Annotated in this window: 14 protein-coding genes; 11 read left to right on the forward strand and 3 right to left on the reverse strand. The window is 64.0% G+C overall.

The window, feature by feature from the left end:
* Window positions 1-24: 24 nt before the first annotated feature.
* Window positions 25-1,608, reverse strand: a complete 1,584-nt coding sequence (locus AAEQ75_RS04790) for a protein kinase (protein WP_343351022.1) — start codon at window positions 1,606-1,608, stop codon at window positions 25-27.
* Between the two features lie 114 nt (window positions 1,609-1,722).
* Between AAEQ75_RS04790 and AAEQ75_RS04795 the strand changes: the two genes are divergently transcribed.
* The 11 genes from AAEQ75_RS04795 (at window position 1,723) to AAEQ75_RS04845 (ending at window position 13,219) form a co-directional block, all read left to right on the forward strand.
* Window positions 1,723-2,550 carry a zinc-dependent peptidase gene (locus AAEQ75_RS04795; protein ID WP_343351023.1) on the forward strand — a complete coding sequence of 276 codons (828 nt, stop codon included), beginning with the start codon at window positions 1,723-1,725 and terminating at the stop codon, window positions 2,548-2,550.
* 79 nt (window positions 2,551-2,629) lie between these two features.
* The gene (ppa, locus tag AAEQ75_RS04800; RefSeq protein ID WP_013717208.1) at window positions 2,630-3,157 is read left to right on the forward strand and encodes an inorganic diphosphatase; all 528 of its coding nucleotides are present in this window, start codon (window positions 2,630-2,632) and stop codon (window positions 3,155-3,157) included.
* Between the two features lie 154 nt (window positions 3,158-3,311).
* Entirely contained in the window at window positions 3,312-4,940 is a 1,629-nt protein-coding gene (locus AAEQ75_RS04805; RefSeq protein ID WP_430523455.1) for a methyl-accepting chemotaxis protein, read from the forward strand.
* 2 nt (window positions 4,941-4,942) lie between these two features.
* The gene (locus tag AAEQ75_RS04810; protein WP_343351025.1) at window positions 4,943-5,437 is read left to right on the forward strand and encodes a chemotaxis protein CheW; all 495 of its coding nucleotides are present in this window, start codon (window positions 4,943-4,945) and stop codon (window positions 5,435-5,437) included.
* Window positions 5,438-5,441: 4 nt separating this feature from the next.
* Entirely contained in the window at window positions 5,442-6,689 is a 1,248-nt protein-coding gene (locus AAEQ75_RS04815) for a CheR family methyltransferase (protein ID WP_179543935.1), read from the forward strand.
* On the forward strand, window positions 6,682-7,365 hold the full coding sequence (locus tag AAEQ75_RS04820) for a chemotaxis protein CheW (protein ID WP_343351026.1): 684 nt from the start codon (window positions 6,682-6,684) through the stop codon (window positions 7,363-7,365). Before AAEQ75_RS04815 ends, AAEQ75_RS04820 begins: the two co-directional genes overlap by 8 nt.
* Window positions 7,362-9,626 (forward strand): hybrid sensor histidine kinase/response regulator, encoded by a 2,265-nt coding sequence (locus AAEQ75_RS04825; RefSeq protein ID WP_343351027.1) that lies wholly within the window; start codon window positions 7,362-7,364, stop codon window positions 9,624-9,626. Before AAEQ75_RS04820 ends, AAEQ75_RS04825 begins: the two co-directional genes overlap by 4 nt.
* Window positions 9,623-10,627 carry a chemotaxis response regulator protein-glutamate methylesterase gene (locus AAEQ75_RS04830; RefSeq protein WP_343351028.1) on the forward strand — a complete coding sequence of 335 codons (1,005 nt, stop codon included), beginning with the start codon at window positions 9,623-9,625 and terminating at the stop codon, window positions 10,625-10,627. The genes AAEQ75_RS04825 and AAEQ75_RS04830 overlap by 4 nt, the downstream gene beginning before the upstream one ends.
* Before the next feature lie 59 nt (window positions 10,628-10,686).
* Window positions 10,687-11,709 (forward strand): response regulator, encoded by a 1,023-nt coding sequence (locus AAEQ75_RS04835; RefSeq protein WP_106733463.1) that lies wholly within the window; start codon window positions 10,687-10,689, stop codon window positions 11,707-11,709.
* Window positions 11,710-11,919: 210 nt separating this feature from the next.
* Window positions 11,920-12,360, forward strand: a complete 441-nt coding sequence (gene aroQ, locus AAEQ75_RS04840; RefSeq protein WP_343351029.1) for a type II 3-dehydroquinate dehydratase — start codon at window positions 11,920-11,922, stop codon at window positions 12,358-12,360.
* Between the two features lie 4 nt (window positions 12,361-12,364).
* On the forward strand, window positions 12,365-13,219 hold the full coding sequence (locus AAEQ75_RS04845) for a shikimate dehydrogenase (protein ID WP_125834444.1): 855 nt from the start codon (window positions 12,365-12,367) through the stop codon (window positions 13,217-13,219).
* A gap of 61 nt (window positions 13,220-13,280) precedes the next feature.
* On the opposite strand, the gene AAEQ75_RS04850 is transcribed toward AAEQ75_RS04845, so the two are convergent.
* Both AAEQ75_RS04850 and quiC read right to left on the reverse strand, forming a co-directional pair.
* Window positions 13,281-13,952 (reverse strand): TetR/AcrR family transcriptional regulator, encoded by a 672-nt coding sequence (locus tag AAEQ75_RS04850; RefSeq protein ID WP_343351030.1) that lies wholly within the window; start codon window positions 13,950-13,952, stop codon window positions 13,281-13,283.
* A gap of 97 nt (window positions 13,953-14,049) precedes the next feature.
* Window positions 14,050-15,957, reverse strand: a complete 1,908-nt coding sequence (quiC, locus tag AAEQ75_RS04855; RefSeq protein ID WP_143504796.1) for a 3-dehydroshikimate dehydratase QuiC — start codon at window positions 15,955-15,957, stop codon at window positions 14,050-14,052.
* Window positions 15,958-16,109: the final 152 nt, after the last annotated feature.

Consider the following 16,109-nt stretch of genomic DNA (forward strand, 5'->3'; position numbering starts at 1 on the left):
ACTCGCAGGTGTAGCGGCCGCCCGTCAGCCGCCGAGGCTGAGCAGCAGCCCCAACAGCAATGGCAACGTGACCAAACCTAGCGCAGCCAGGCGTGCCGGCTGCATTGGCACACGCTGCAGAGCTTGACTGCGACGCGCATGCAAGGGCTGCTGCAGTGCCAGCTGAAACTCCGACAGCGCCTCGAAACGTGCCTGTGGCTGCGGCGCCAGGGCGCGGGCCAGCACGCCATCCCAGCTTTGCGGCACATACCGGATCAAGGTCGCCAAGGGCACATAACAGTGTCCGGGCCTGACGTCGCTGCGCGCCGCCTCCGGCCATTGCCCCGACATCAGCCAGTAGATCAGCGCCGCCAGGGCGAACTGATCGGCACGACCATCCAGTGCTCGCCCGCTGCGCAGTTCCGGCGCTAGCGGTACAGCCTGCTCAGGCAAAGACTGACGCGCCACACCGGGCAGGATCGCAGCTGCACCAGGCAGAAACAGCACGCGCCCGTCATCACCGAGCAAGATCTGCCTCGGGCTCAACCAAAGCCCCTGCATGCCACGGCGCTGCAGCGAACGCACGGCGGCGATCAGTTGCGTCACTATCCCTATCAGCGTCTGCGTATCCGGCGCCCCATGAGCAGCCACCCAATCGAACAGGTTGCGCATGCCGCGAGGCGGTTTGGCCAGCACCAGGTATGCATGGCTGCGCGCCTGATGCGGCGACAGTACCTGCGGCAACGCCTGCTGCGTACTGCGTCGCAGAGCCCACTCGTGCTGCCAGAAGGCTTCGCCTGCCTCGTCTTCGGCGAACCAGAGCACGGCTTCCCGCCCGGACTCATCACGCCCGAGGTATACCCGTCCAGACGGCCCATAAGGACATTGACGCAAAAGCGTCCAGCCATCGAGCTGCTGGCCGCAGGCGATCTGCATCAGCGCCGGATACACCACAGCGGACGGTGCCGGCGCCAGGTACTGGGTTTCCCCCAGACGCAGCAGAACTGCAGCGCCGGGAGCCTGCAACAGCGGCTTCAGCCGCTCGCCCAGGCTACCCTCCGCCTGGATACATAGCCCTTGCAGATCACTTACATCGAGTAGCGGTTGCGGCGCCAGCAACAGATGCTCGCCGCGGCTCGGCAACAGACTGTGCTGAACCAGCGCCAACTCGGCCTGAGCACCGAGCGCCTGCCCCTCACGCCCTGTCAGGACTTGCAAGATACCTTTGTGCGCACGCGCCAGACCGACACTGCCCGCCTGCAGAAACTGCAACTCATCGCCCTGCATCAGCAACACACCGGCATGCAAGTCGGCGTCGCCCTGCCCGGCCTGCTGCCGCCGGAACAGCTGGAGATTCAGCGCGGCCAGCACCTGTCGCGCCGCCTGGGTTTCACTCCAGCCCTCAGGCGTACAGCGAAAATCGGCGAACAGGGCGTCCAGATGACGTTCCAGGCTTTGCACCACATCAGGGCAGTGACGCGCCCAAAGCAGCACGACCAGCAGCAATGGCGGACGCTGCTGGCGACCGGCCAGCCACATCGCCCGAGCCCGCGCGGCCTGGTGCGGCAAGTCCAGCCCTGTGCCGCTCGCCAGCGTGATGCCCGGGTGTTCCAGCAGTTGTAGCGCCATGCCCAGCCCTCCTGCTGCAGCGAAGCTGCAAGAGGCGTTGCAGCCTTTATGCCGACTTGTAGCGAGCGCCTGGCGCCCTTATGGTGGCCGGGTCCTCCCAACGAGCCCGCATGCATGTGGTCCTTCAAGGCCTGGCGCCGTCGTCGCACCCTCGAAAACAACCCTGTCGATCCCGCCCACTGGGCCGAAGTACGCAGACGCCTGCCGATTCTCGATGGCCTCGACGGGCACGAAGAGCAGCAGTTGCGCGAACGCGCCGTGCTGTTTCTGCATGACAAGCACCTGACCGCCCTGCCGGGCCTGCAGCTCGGCCCGGTCGAACACCTGCTGCTGGCAGCCCAGGCGCAATTGCCCCTGCTGCACCTGGGCGATCTGGACTGGTACCGGGGTTTTCACGAAATCGTCCTCTACCCGGATGACTTCATCAGCCCGCAGCGCCACCGCGATGCCAGCGGCATCGAACACGAATGGGACGACGCGCGCAGCGGCGAGGCCTGGCAACAGGGCCCGGTGATCCTCGCCTGGCCCGGGGTCGAGGCCAGTGGCGGCTGGGAAGGTTACAACCTGGTGATCCACGAACTGGCACACAAGCTGGATATGCTCGAAGGCGGCGCCAATGGCCTGCCGCCGCTGCACCGCGACATGCGCGTGCAGGACTGGGCCCACGCCATGCAGAGCGCCTATGACGCCCTGAACGCCGAGCTGGACGCCAACCCCGAGGCCGAAACCGCCATCGACCCTTACGCCGCCGAAGACCCGGCAGAGTTCTTTGCCGTCACCAGCGAATACTTCTTCACCGCACCGGACCTGCTGGCCGACGCCTTCCCGGATGTCTACCGGCAACTGGCGCTGTTCTACCGTCAGGACACACTCGCCCGATTGCAGCGTTTGCGGGCGCAACACCCCGATTACCAGGAGGTCGAAAACGCGACCAATGGCTGAGTACGACGCCGTAGTAACGCACTGCGAATACGCCTATAATGCGCCCCACTTTTTTGGCCCTCCCTGGGAGTTTCCCCCCATGAGCTACAGCAAGATCCCGGCTGGTAAAGACCTGCCGAACGACATCTACGTTGCCATCGAAATCCCGGCCAACCACGCGCCGATCAAATACGAAATCGACCACGACACCGATTGCCTGATGGTCGATCGCTTCATGGCCACCCCGATGTTCTATCCGGCCAACTACGGTTTCATCCCGCACACTCTGGCTGACGACGGCGACCCCCTCGACGTGCTGGTCGTGACTCCTTATCCGGTCGCGCCGGGTTCGGTGATCCGCGCTCGTCCGGTCGGCGTACTGCACATGAGCGACGAAGCCGGCGGCGACGCCAAGCTGGTTGCCGTTCCGCACGACAAACTGACCGTTCTGTACAAAGACGTTCAGGAATACACCGACCTGCCCGCGCTGCTGATCGAGCAGATCAAGCACTTCTTCGAGAACTACAAGGATCTGGAGAAGGGCAAGTGGGTCAAGGTAGAAGGCTGGGGCGGCGCTGAAGAAGCCCGCGGCCTGATCAACAAGGCAGTCGCGGCTTACCAAAAATAAGCCCTGACCACCTCCTAAAAGCCGGCCACAAGCCGGCTTTTTTATTGCCTTTCACCAGGCAACCTGTACAAATTCGTTACCCCCAGGCAAAACGGCAATGTGCCGGTATGCTGTAGTTGATGGGTAAACTGATCAGCCAAGGCACGTGGATATGATGAACCTGACCGTACGCAATCGAATCATCGTCAGCTTCCTGCTGATCATCGCCATTCTGTTCCTGCTGGCCGGCGTCTCCTACATGCGCCTGGTCAAGATCGAGAACGAGGCCAATGGCATCCGCAACGATTCGATCCCGGGCCTGTATTACCCGAGCAAGGCACAAGACCTCTGGTCCCGTCACATGCTTGGCACTCGCCGCTTGCTGTTGCGCGCCGTCGATGAAGACGTTGCCACCCTGCTGGACAACTACCGCGACCAATTCGCCACGCAGATGCAGGCGCTCGACGAGGAGTTCGGCCGCTACCAGAGTGCCACGACAGACGAGCAGGAGCTGGCGCTGGCCGAACAGTTCCGTCAGGTGCAGCACCAGTATCTGAACCGGCACGGGCAATTGCTCGACAGCCTGCCGAGCCTTGCACCCAAACAGGCTCGCCAATTCAGCGCCGAACGCGTGTTTCCCGAGTGGGAAAAAGGTGAAAGCCTGCTGAGCGAGCTGATCGAAATGAATCGCGGCCAGGCCGATGCCGCCGCGCGTGAGATTCGCAGCGCAGTGCTGATCATGGAAGCGGGGTTACTGATCGCCATCCTGCTGGCCATCCTCGTCTCCGCCGTCTGCGGCTGGCTGCTGATGAGCGCCATCACCACCCCCGTGAACCGCATCGTCAGCATCCTCAAATCCCTGGAAAGCGGCGACCTGTCGGCGAAACTCGACATGCACCGCCGCGACGAATTCAACGCCATCGAGCTGGGCTTCAACAGCATGGTCGGCGAGCTCAAGAACCTGGTCGGCAACGCCCAGCGCTCGGCGGTGCAGATGACCACCTCGGTCACCGAGATCGCCGCCACCTCTCGTCAACAGCAGGCCACGGCCACCGAGACCGCCGCCACCACCACCGAAATAGGCGCAACTTCACGGGAGATCGCTGCCACTTCGCGTGATCTGGTCCGCACCATGGGCGAAGTCTCCGACAACGCCGAGCAGACCTCGATTCTAGCTGGCACCGGCCAGCTGGGCCTGGCCCGCATGGAGGAGATCATGCACCAGGTAATGGGCGCGGCCGATGTGGTCAACGGCAAGCTGTCGATCCTCAACGAAAAGGCCAGCAACATCACCCAGGTGGTCACCACCATCGTCAAGGCGGCCGACCAGACCAACCTGCTGTCGCTCAACGCCGCCATCGAGGCGGAAAAGGCCGGCGAGTACGGCAAGGGTTTTGCCGTAGTTGCCGTGGAAGTCCGTCGCCTGGCCGACCAGACCGCCGTGGCCACCTACGACATCGAGCAGATGGTGCGCGAGATCCAGTCCGCGGTATCCGCCGGTGTGATGGGCATGGACAAGTTCTCCGAAGAGGTGCGCCGCGGCATCGGCGAGATGGCGCAGATGGGTGACCAGCTCAGCCAGATCATTCAGCAGGTGCAGGCCCTGGCGCCGCGTATCCAGATGGTCAACGAAGGCATGCAGGCGCAGTCCACCGGCGCCGAACAGATCAACCAGGCATTGCTGCAGCTCGGTGAAGCCAGCAGCCAGACCGTCGATTCGCTGCGCCAGGCTGGCGCCGCCATCGATGAACTCAACCAGGTGGCCAACAACCTGCGCGTTGGCGTCAGCCGCTTCAAGGTCTGAACATGCCAGCCCCCAGCAAAGCAGCAGCGGGTGAACTGCACCTGCAGTTCACGCTCGGTGATGATCGCTACGCCCTTCCCGCCAGTCAGGTGGTCGAAGTGCTGCCGCTACGCCGTCTGAAACAGGTGCCCGAAGCGCCGCTGTGGGTAGCCGGGTTGTTCGAGCATCGCGGCCGGGTGACCCCAGTGATCGATCTCAGCCATCGCGTGCTGGGACACGCCGCCCAACCCCGTAGCAGCACACGCGTGGTGCTGGTGCGCTTCGACCTGCAGATGGGTGAGCAGTCGCCAGTGCTAGGGCTGATTCTGGAGCAGGCCACCGACACCCTGCGCCTGCCCAGGGAGGCGTTCAAGGCCAGTGGCCTGGAAGCGGGCCAGGCGGATTACCTGGGGCCACTGCAGCGTGATGCCCGTGGCATGATCCAGCGCATCGAGGTCGCCGGGCTGCTCGACGACGAGATGCGCGCCCTGCTGTTCCAACCTGCGGACCAGGGCTGACGGCATGATCGAGCATATCGAGCGCCTGCTGAAAAGCCGTATCGGCCTGGAAGCCGAATCGGTCGGCCGCACGGTGATCGAACGCGCCGTGCGCCAACGCATGAGCGCCCTCGGCCAGCAGAATCTGGAAGGCTACTGGACCACCCTTGGCGGCTCGACGCGCGAACAGCAGGCGCTGGTGGAAGCTGTAGTGGTGCCGGAAACCTGGTTCTTCCGCTACCCGGAATCGTTCAACGCACTGGCCAGCCTGGCTCAGGAGCGTCACGCACAGTTGCACGGCGGTCGGCCACTGCGCCTGATCAGCCTGCCCAGTTCCAGCGGTGAAGAGCCCTACTCCATCGCCATGACCCTGCTCGATGCCGGCTTTTCCGCCGAGCAGTTCCAGATCGACGCGCTGGACGTCAGCGACAAAGTGCTGGAGCAAGCTCGCAAGGGCCTCTACGGGCGTAACTCGTTCCGCGGCGATGCCCTGGCCTTTCGCGATCGTTTCTTTCACGAGCAGGACGCCGGAAGTTTTCTTCTCGACGAGCGGGTGCGCACATGCGTCAGGCTGCGCACCGGTAACCTGCTCGATCCCAGCCTGTTCGCTGGCGAGCCCAGCTACGACTTCATCTTCTGCCGCAACCTGCTGATCTACTTCGACCGCCCAACCCAGGTGCGCGTGCTGGAGCTGCTCAAGCGCCAACTGCAAGAAGGCGGCACGCTGTTCATCGGCCCGGCCGAGGCCAGCCTGGCCAGCCAGAACGGTTTGCAGGCGCTGGGCCGGCAGCAGACTTTCGCCTTTCGCCTGGCCCCGGCCCAGACGCCCATCAGCGCAGCGCCACGAGCGCCTGCCCCGCGTACGCGCCCGGCGGTGGCTACGGTGCCGCGCCCTGTCCCGCCAAGCCGACCACGACCGCTGGGCAGAACACTCAGCGCAGCGGTGCCGGCAACGGTCGTAACGGATACCTGGGCCGACGTCGCCAGCCTAGCCAACGCCGGTCGCACCGACGAGGCGCGCCAGCGCACTGAGCAGCACTTGCAGCAGAACGGCCCCAGCGCCACAGCCTATTACTGGCTGGGCCTGCTCTGCGACGCGGCAGGCCAGGGCGATCAGGCCTGCGCCTACTACCGCAAGGCGATCTATCTCGAACCACAGCACCGCGAGGCGCTCACTCATCTGGCCGCACACCTGGAAGCGCAAGGCGACCAGAGCGGCGCCCAGCGCCTGTATCGACGAGCGCAGAACCCCGAGGTAGGCGAAGGTGACTGATCAGGACCTGCTATACAGCCAACCCGCCGTCGACGACTGCTGGAATCGCATCGGCGTATTTGGCGACAAGAGTTGCCCGCAGCTGGAGCGGCATATCCATTGCCGCAACTGCGAGGTTTACGGCGCCGCAGCCATCGCCCTGCTCGACCGTTACGGCAGCGCGCTGGAGCGTGGCGATGACGACTACGGCCAGGGCGAAGCTCAGGAAGCGCAGGGCGAACAGCGCTCGCTACTGATCTTCCGCCTTGGCGAGCAATGGCTGGCCATCGCCACGCGCTGCCTGGCCGAAGTCATGCCGGTGTCGCCGATTCACGTGCTGCCTCACCGCAACAGCCGCGGCCTGCTAGGTGTAACCAACGTGCGCGGCACCCTGGTCGCCTGCTTGTCGCTGGCCGAGCTGCTCGACCTCGACGCGCCACAGGATGCGCGCCGCAGCGAACGCCGGGTGATACCACGCATGCTGATTCTGGAAAGCAGCAGTGGCCCGCTGGTGACACCGGTGGATGAAGTCAGCGGCATCCAGCGCATCCCCGTGGCGCGCATCAGTAGCAGCAGACACGACGACAAGCGCACCATCAGCCGTTTCACCGCCGGCGTCCTGCAATGGCAGGAACAGAGCATTACCCTGCTCGACGACGAACAGTTGCTGCAAACCATGATTGGGAGCCTCACGTGACACCGGACCAGATGAGGGATGCATCGCTGCTCGACCTGTTCCGGCTGGAGGCCGAGGCACAGAAGCAGGTGCTCGATACCGGCCTGCTGATTCTCGAGCGTGACCCGACCAACGCCAGCCAGCTGGAAGCCTGCATGCGCGCCGCGCACTCGCTCAAGGGGGCAGCGCGCATCGTCGGCCTGGACCATGGCGTGCAGATCGCCCACGCCATGGAAGACTTGCTGGTCGCCGCCCAGGAAGGCCTACTGCGCCTGCTGCCCGACCACATCGACGCCCTGCTGCAAGGCTCCGACCTGCTCCTGCGCATCGGCCAGGCACAGCAGGACGCCGAGCTGGAGGCGCGGGTGGAAACCATCACCACACGCCTGCAGGTGCTGCTTGGCAACGCCGTACCGGCACTGCGCGTGCAGCCAGGTGAAAGCACCGCGTTTGCCACCGAAACGGCAGCCCCCAGCAAACCCGAACCACTCCCGACAACTGCGCCACAAGCAGCCGAGCCGGTCGCAGACGAACGCATCAGCCGCGTATTGCGGGTGTCGGCCGAGCGCTTCGATCACCTGATAGACCTGTCCGGCAAATCGCTGGTGGAGTTCCAGCGCACCAAGCCGCTGAACGATTCGCTGCATCGCCTCAAGCGCCAGCAGGAGTCGGCACGCCGCACCCTGGAGAGCCTGCGCGAGCACCTGCTCGGCACGGACCTGGACGCCTCCGCCCAGGCGCTGTTCGCCGAGAGCCGCAACCTGCTGATCGAATGCCAGCAACAGCTGCAAGCCCATCAGGAACTGTTCGACGACTTCGTCTGGTACGGCGGGCAACGCACGCAGCAACTGTACGACTTGGCCCTGGCTTCGCGCATGCGCCCCTTCGCCGATGTGCTCACCGGGCACACGCGCATGCTGCGTGACCTAGGCCGCTCGCTGGGCAAGCAGGTGCGCCTGGAGATCGTGGGAGAAAACACTCAGGTCGACCGCGACGTGCTGGAGCGCCTGGAAGCCCCCCTGACGCACCTGCTGCGCAACGCTGTCGATCACGGCATCGAGCCGCCGGCGCTACGCGCTCGCAAGGGCAAGCCGGAAGAAGGTGTGGTTCAGCTGCGCGCGCGTCATCACGCCGGCATGCTGGTGCTGGAGGTCAGCGACGACGGCGCCGGTATCGACCTCGAGCGCGTTGCCCAGGCGGTGATCAAACGCCGTTTCGCCACCGCCGAGCAGGTCGAGCAGATGACCGAGGACGAGCTGCTGGCCTTCCTCTTCCTACCTGGTTTCAGCATGAGCCAGCAGGTCACCGAAGTCTCCGGTCGCGGTGTCGGCCTCGACGTGGTGCAACACGAGATTCGCCGCATGCGCGGCAACGTGCGGCTGTTGCAGAACCCTGATCAGGGCTGCCTGTTCCACCTCGAACTGCCGCTGACCCTCTCGGTGGTGCGCGCGCTGGTGGTGACCATCGGCGGCGAGGCCTATGCCTTCCCGCTGGCGCAGATCGAACGCATGCTGCGCCTGCCGCGCAGCGCCATCGTCCAGCTTGAGGGGCGCCAGCACTTCTGGCTGGAGGACGAGCACGTCGGCCTGATCTCCGCCGCACAGCTGCTGCGATGCAATGAGAAACAGGGCGATGATGGCAGCATCCCCATCGTGCTGATTCGCGACCGCGAGCAATACCACGGTCTGGCGGTCGAAGCCTTCCTCGGCGAGTTCACCCTGGTGCTGATGCCCCTCGATGGGCGCCTGGGTAAGGTGCGCGACGTCGCGGCCGGTGCTCTGCTGCACGACGGCACGCCGGTGCTGATCCTCGACGTCGACGACCTGCTCAACTCGGTGAGTAAATTGCTTGACACCGGTCACCTGGAGCGTGTCGACCATGCCAGCCATGCGCGCCAGACTGTCAGCAAGCGCGTGCTGGTGGTGGATGACTCGCTCACCGTGCGCGAACTGGAGCGCAAACTGCTGCTCAGCCGCGGTTATCAGGTATCGGTCGCCGTCGACGGCATGGATGGCTGGAACGCCCTGCGTGCCGAGACCTTCGACCTGCTGATCACCGATATCGACATGCCGCGCATGGACGGTATCGAGCTGGTCACCCTGGTGCGCCAGGACCCACGCCTGCGCTCGCTGCCAGTGATGGTGGTGTCGTACAAGGATCGCGAGGAAGATCGCCGCCGCGGCCTGGAGGCCGGCGCCGATTATTACCTGGCCAAGGCCAGCTTCCACGACGAAGCGCTGCTGGATGCCGTACAAACCCTGATCGGTGAGGCCCGCGAATGAGGATCGCCATTGCCAACGACATGCCCCTGGCGGTCGAAGCCCTGCGCCGTGCGCTGGCGGCAGAACCCGAATACCAGTTGATCTGGGTCGCCGGCAACGGCGAGGAAGCAGTCAGCCGCTGCCGCGACGACCTACCCGACCTGCTGCTGATGGACATGCTCATGCCCGGCATGGACGGCGTGGAAGCGACCCGACGGATCATGCACGACACCCCCTGCGCCATTCTCATCGTCACCTCGGATGTCGAGCGCAACATGTCACGGGTGTTCGACGCCATGGGCGCCGGTGCGCTGGATGTGGTTGCCGCGCCGTCGCTTGGCCCGCAGCAGGTGCTCGACGCCGCGACCGTGCGGCGCAAGATCCACAACATCGCCTGGATGATCGGCCACAAGACCTCGCGCTCGGTCAAACCGCCCCCCATGCGCAGCACTGAAGGCCGCAGCAAGAGCCTGGTGGCCATCGGTGCATCGGCGGGCGGCCCAGCCTCGCTGGTGGAGCTGCTGCGGCAGATCCCGGCGGATTTTCCTGCCAGCATCGTGCTGGTGCAGCATGTCGACGAAGTCTTCGCCGCCGGCATGGCCCAGTGGCTCGGCAGTGAATCGCACATACCCGTGCGCCTGGCGCGGGAAGGCGAAGGGTTGCAACCGGCGACCGTGCTGCTGGCCGGCACCAACAACCACCTCTACCTGGCGCCCGAGGGGCGCCTGGTCTATCGACGCGAACCTGCCGATCAGGTCTACCGGCCCTCTATCGATGTATTCTTCGAAAGTGTGGCCACCTACTGGCGAGGTGATGCTATCGGCGTGTTGCTGACGGGCATGGGCAGCGATGGTGCCAGGGGCCTGAAGCTGATGCGCGAACGCGGCTTTCATACCATCGCCCAGGACCAGGCCAGCAGCGCCGTCTACGGCATGCCCAAGGCCGCCGTGGCACTAGGCGCCGCAGCAGAAGTGCTAGCCCTGGACAGAATTCCCACGCGCCTGATCGAGCGCCTGGGCTAAAAACGCCAACCGCGGCCAAAGCAGCCGCGTAACCTACGAAAAAAGGCGGAGACGCGCTTATGCAACGGCCTCAAGATAACTCCAACCATCATAACGGCTTGCCCGACTATTCGATGATGGTGCTGCTGGTCGACGACCAGGCCATGATCGGCGAAGCCGTGCGACGTGCCCTGAGTGAAGAGAGCGACATCGACTTCCACTTCTGCTCCGACCCGCACCAGGCGCTGAGCGTGGCCCAGCAGATCAAGCCGACGGTGATCCTTCAGGACCTGATCATGCCCGGTGTCGACGGCCTCGAGCTGCTCGCCCAATACCGCGCGGCGCCCGGCCTGAGTGATGTGCCGATCATCGTGCTGTCGACCAAGGAAGACCCCAAGGTCAAGAGCGCCGCCTTCACCGCCGGAGCCAACGATTACCTGGTCAAACTGCCGGACGTGATCGAGCTGCTCGCACGCATTCGCTACCACTCGCGCTCCTACCTGACCATGCTGCAGCGCGACGAAGCCTACCGTGCACTACGCGAGAGTCAGCAGCAGTTGCTCAATACCAACCTGGTGCTGCAGCGCCTGATCAAGTCCGACGGTCTCACCGGCCTGGCCAACCGCCGCCATTTCGACGAATACCTGGAGATCGAGTGGAAGCGCGCCCTGCGCGACCAGAGCGAACTGTCGCTACTGATGATCGACGTCGACTATTTCAAGGCCTACAACGACCAGCACGGCCACGTCGCTGGCGATGAAGTGTTGCGCCGCGTTGGCGAGTCGCTGCGCGGCAGTTGCACACGCGCCACCGACCTGGCGGCCCGCTACGGTGGCGAGGAATTTGCCGTGATCATGCCTGGCACCGCAGCCGGCGGTGCGCGCCTGCAGGCAGAAAAAATCCGCCGCGCGGTCGAAGCGCTAGGTATTCCCCACAACCTGCCCAAACCCGGCTCGCCAATCAGTGTGAGCATCGGAATTGCCACCGTCAGGCCCTCCCCCGAGCGCGATCCACTGAGCCTGGTGATTAAGGCCGATGAAGGCCTGTACCTGGCCAAGCACAGCGGCCGCAATCAGGTGGCGCAGGCAGGCGAAAACCACTGAGCCCGCTCGACGGGCGGTAATCGCCCACTTTCCTGACCCTCTTCGGCTCTGCCGAGATTCGTCGTAACCCGCGCATCTACTGATGCCTGCCGCCCTACCCGGGGGCAGCAGGCATTTTTTTACACACCCGCTTGGCCGTCACTGAATTGACTGAATTAACCAGTTAGTACATTTTTCCCGCAGTCACGTCACAACAACAAGAGACACCCCATGACGCCCTGCATTCTTGTACTCAATGGCCCCAACCTGAACCTGCTTGGAACCCGTGAACCGGCCACCTATGGCCATGAAACCCTCGCCGACATTTCCCAGCTTTGCGCCGATACCGCCGCCGAACACGGTTTGAAGATCGAGTTTCGCCAGACCAACCACGAGGGCGAGCTGCTCGACTGGATTCATACCGCACGCGGGCGCTGCGCCGGCATTCTGATCAATCCGGCAGCCTGGACCCACACCTCGGTAGCCATTCGCGATGCGCTGGTGGCCAGCGAGCTGCCGGTGATCGAGGTGCACCTGTCCAATGTGCACAAGCGCGAAGCGTTCCGTCATCACTCTTTCGTCTCGCCCATCGCCGTGGGCGTGATCTGCGGGCTCGGCAGCCAGGGCTACCGCCTGGGCCTGCAGTACTTCGCTCAATCGCTCAAGGGGTAAGGTCATGTCTAGCGTCAACAGCGGCATTCTCGCCGGCCTCATCGGCAAAGGTATTCAGGCCTCCCGTACGCCAGCCATGCACGAACGCGAAGGCGATGCACAGGGGTTGCGCTACCTCTATCGTTTGATCGACCTCGACCAGCTGGGCCTCGACCTCGATGCGCTGCCGAGCCTGCTCGATGCGGCGCAGCACATGGGCTTTACCGGCCTAAACATCACCTTTCCGGCCAAGCAGGCGATCATCCCGCTGCTCGATGAACTGTCGAGCGAGGCGCGTGGCATTGGCGCGGTGAACACCGTGGTGCTCAAGGACGGCAAACGCGTCGGCCACAACACCGACTGCCTGGGCTTCGCCGAAGGCTTGCGCCGCGGCCTGCCCAACGTGGCCCGCCGTCGCGTGGTGCAGATGGGCGCAGGCGGTGCCGGCGCAGCCGTGGCTCATGCCCTGCTCGCCGAAGGCGTTGAACGCCTGTGCATATTCGAAGTTGAGCCAGGCCGCGCCCAGGCTCTGGCGGACAACCTCAACGCACACTTCGGCAGCGAGCGTGCCGTGGTAGGCACCGACCTGGCTGCCGAAGTGGCAGCAGCCGACGGCCTGGTCAACACCACGCCGGTGGGCATGGCCAAACTGCCCGGCACACCACTGCCGGTTGAGTTGCTGCACAGCGGGTTGTGGGTCGCCGAGATCATCTACTTCCCGCTGGAAACCGAACTGCTGCGCCACGCCCGCGCCCTGGGTTGCCGCACGCTGGATGGCGGCACCATGGCGGTGTTCCAGGCGGTCAAGGCATTCGAACTATTCAGCGGCCGCCCGGCCGATGCCGAACGCATGCAGGCGCACTTCGCCAGTTTCAGCTGAGCCACATGCAAAGAGGCCCCGGTCGCGCACAGCGCGGCCAGGGCCTCTTTTTTGTTCCGTCCTAGCCCTGGATGTAGCGCAGCACCGCCTCGCAGATCATCGCCTTGTGGCGTTGCTTGACCTGTTCGTCAGGCAGATCGATCTGGAAGATCTCGCCAAAGGTATGCCGGTTCGATACGCGGTAAAAACAGAACGAGCTCATCAGCAAGTGTACGTCCAGCACATTGATGCCTGGGCGGAACACGCCCTCTTCCTCGCCGCGGCGCAGGGTCTTGCCGAGGGTATCGAGCACCACGTTGCTCATCTGGCGAATGACCGGCGACTGCTTGACGTATTCGCCGTAGTGGATGTTCTCGATGCTGACGATGCGTACGAAGTCGACGTTGCGGTCATGGTGATCGAAGGTGAATTCCACCAGCCGACGAATCGCCAGGACCGGCGGCAAGGACGCCAGGTCGAGGCGGCTCTCGGTACCGCGGATGTCGCCGTAGAGTTTGACCAGCACCTCGAGGTAGAGCTGCTCCTTGCTGCCGAAGTAGTAGTAGATCATCCGCTTGGAAGTGGCGGTGCGCTCGGCGATGGCATCCACCCGCGCCCCGGATAGCCCCTGCTGGACGAACTCCGTGATGGCAGCCTGGAGGATGCTCTCACGGGTTTTCTCAGGGTTGTTCTTACGTACCTTGCGCACCACCTCGGTCGGTGGTGGGTTCAGGTTGGCAACGGCTTCTGTCATACGGCAATGGTCTTTTTTATAAGTATTGGTGTACGGATTATGGCAGGCCGCACAGATACTGGGCAGCGGCCCCCTCAGGGTCACCGTCAGACCAGAATCAAAGCCTTGGTTTCTTCACCGCACCGCTGCGCGCCTTGGCCATGGCCGCCAGGCGTACCGCGACGTTGGCCGCGCCATAGCCGACATAACCGCCCTTGCGCTGAATGATCTCGAAGAAGAAGCGCTCCTCGAACGGCTCGGTGTAGACATGAAACAGCTCGCCGCCCTGAGCATCACGATCATAGAGCACGTTGTAGTAAGCCAGCTCGCTCAGGAACTCATCGTCGAAATCGAAGCGCGCGGCCAGGTCGTCATAGTAGTTCAGCGGGATTTCCAGCAGCGGCACACCCGCTTCCTTGGCCCGCGCCACCTCGGCGAAGATGTCCTCGCAGGAGAACGCGATGTGGTGCACACCGGAGCCCTGGTAGCTGGACAGCGCATGGGCGATCGCCGTGTTGCGGTTCTCCGAGATGTTCAGCGGCAGGCGAATCGAGCTGCAGCGACTGCGAATCGCGCGGCTTTTCACCAGGCCGTAGGGGTCGGGAAGAACCACTTCGTCGTCCGCCTCGAAGTCAAGCAGGCTCTTGTAGAACAGCACCCAGCTGTCCAGCGAATCGGCCGGCAATGCCAGGGCCATGTGGTCGATACGTTGCAGGCTGCCCGTAGCCGTGGCGGCCGGGTTCAGGCTGAAGTCGGTGTCATAGATGGTCTGGCCTTCACCAGCCTGCTCCACCAGATAAATCAGGCTGCCATCCGGAGCGCGTACAGCCGGCACCTCGCGCTCGTTCGGGCCGACCAGGCCTCGATAGGGCTGGCCGCGATAATCGCAGGCACGCTGCAATGCATCGGCACCATCTTTGACCCGCAATGCCGTGGCGCACAACGAAGGGCCATGGGACGCGAAGAAGTTGTGCGCGAAAGAGTAAGGCTCGGCGTTGAGCACGATATTGATATCGCCCTGACGCAGCAGGCTGACATCCTTGGAACGGTGCTGACCGGCGTGAGCGAAACCCAGACGTTCCAGCCAACCGGCCAGGCGTGCCCCCACCGCCTCATCGACGGCGAACTCGAGGAACTCGATGCCCGCGTAGGGATGGGCCGCCGGCGGAGTGAACAGTACGCCCGGCTCGATCTGATGCCCCTCTTTCTCGAGACGCTTGTGGGTCTTTTCCTCGAGGTAGAGCAATGAGCGCAGGCCATCGGCCGCGTTCTGCCGCGGCGGTGCGGCGCGGAAGCCATCGTTGAAGATTTCCAGCGACAGCGGGCCGCGATAGCCAGTACGCAGGATCGGCGCGAGAAAGCCCGCCAGATCGAATTCACCCTGCCCCGGGAAGCAGCGGAAATGGCGGCTCCACTCCAACACGTCCATCGCCAGGATCGGCGCGTCAGCCATTTGCACGAAGAAAATCTTGTCCCCGGGAATCTCGGCGATGGCGCTCGGGTCACCCTTGAGCGACAGGGTATGGAAGCTGTCGAGGATCATCCCGACGGCCGAGTGATCGGCCTGGCGCACCAGGTTCCACACTTGCTGATAGGTGTTTACGTGACGCCCCCAGGCCAGCGCTTCATAGCCGATACGCAGGCCGCGCGCACCGGCGCGCTCGCCCAGCAGACGCAGGTCATCGACAAGGATTTCTTCGTCGCCCAGCGAATCGGCGGCGACGTTACTGCACACCAGCACCAGGTCGGTGCCCAGTTCCTGCATCAGGTCGAACTTGCGCTCGGCGCGGTCGATGTTGCGCTGCAGACGATCACGGCGGCAGCCTTCGAAGTCGCGAAATGGCTGGAACAGGGTAATGGCGATGCCAAGGTCGGCGCAGCGCTTGCGAATCTCGGTAGGGCTGCCGTCGTAATAGAGGAGGTCGTTCTCGAAGATTTCCACACCGTCGAAACCGGCCGCGGCGATGGCTTCAAGTTTCTCTGGCAGGGTACCGCTGAGGGAAACGGTGGCAATTGAACGCTGCATAGACGGCTCCGGGCTAAGGCGGCGCCGTGGCGGGCAAAGTGAGGGAGGCAAGACGCGCTCATGAGCCCTCACTCGGCCGGTTGGTCGGCGCTCATGGATTGTTCGTAGCCTGGATTATTGGCAGGGGCGGGAATATCGGCAATTCAAAATGA

The sequence above is a fragment of the Pseudomonas sediminis genome, assembly GCF_039555755.1.
GTDB classification, from domain to species: Bacteria; Pseudomonadota; Gammaproteobacteria; order Pseudomonadales; family Pseudomonadaceae; genus Aquipseudomonas; species Aquipseudomonas mendocina_D.

Bases quoted from the DNA above. Each gene is read 5' to 3' on its own strand.
- AAEQ75_RS04850 (WP_343351030.1), bottom strand. From the start codon at position 13,952: ATGACAGAAGCCGTTGCCAACCTGAACCCACCACCGACCGAGGTGGTG.
- AAEQ75_RS04810 (WP_343351025.1), top strand. From the start codon at position 4,943: ATGCCAGCCCCCAGCAAAGCAGCAGCGGGTGAACTGCACCTGCAGTTC.
- AAEQ75_RS04815 (WP_179543935.1), top strand. From the start codon at position 5,442: ATGATCGAGCATATCGAGCGCCTGCTGAAAAGCCGTATCGGCCTGGAA.
- AAEQ75_RS04795 (WP_343351023.1), top strand. From the start codon at position 1,723: ATGTGGTCCTTCAAGGCCTGGCGCCGTCGTCGCACCCTCGAAAACAAC.
- AAEQ75_RS04790 (WP_343351022.1), bottom strand. From the start codon at position 1,608: ATGGCGCTACAACTGCTGGAACACCCGGGCATCACGCTGGCGAGCGGC.
- AAEQ75_RS04805 (WP_430523455.1), top strand. From the start codon at position 3,312: ATGAACCTGACCGTACGCAATCGAATCATCGTCAGCTTCCTGCTGATC.
- aroQ (WP_343351029.1), top strand. From the start codon at position 11,920: ATGACGCCCTGCATTCTTGTACTCAATGGCCCCAACCTGAACCTGCTT.
- ppa (WP_013717208.1), top strand. From the start codon at position 2,630: ATGAGCTACAGCAAGATCCCGGCTGGTAAAGACCTGCCGAACGACATC.
- quiC (WP_143504796.1), bottom strand. From the start codon at position 15,957: ATGCAGCGTTCAATTGCCACCGTTTCCCTCAGCGGTACCCTGCCAGAG.
- AAEQ75_RS04845 (WP_125834444.1), top strand. From the start codon at position 12,365: ATGTCTAGCGTCAACAGCGGCATTCTCGCCGGCCTCATCGGCAAAGGT.
- AAEQ75_RS04835 (WP_106733463.1), top strand. From the start codon at position 10,687: ATGCAACGGCCTCAAGATAACTCCAACCATCATAACGGCTTGCCCGAC.
- AAEQ75_RS04830 (WP_343351028.1), top strand. From the start codon at position 9,623: ATGAGGATCGCCATTGCCAACGACATGCCCCTGGCGGTCGAAGCCCTG.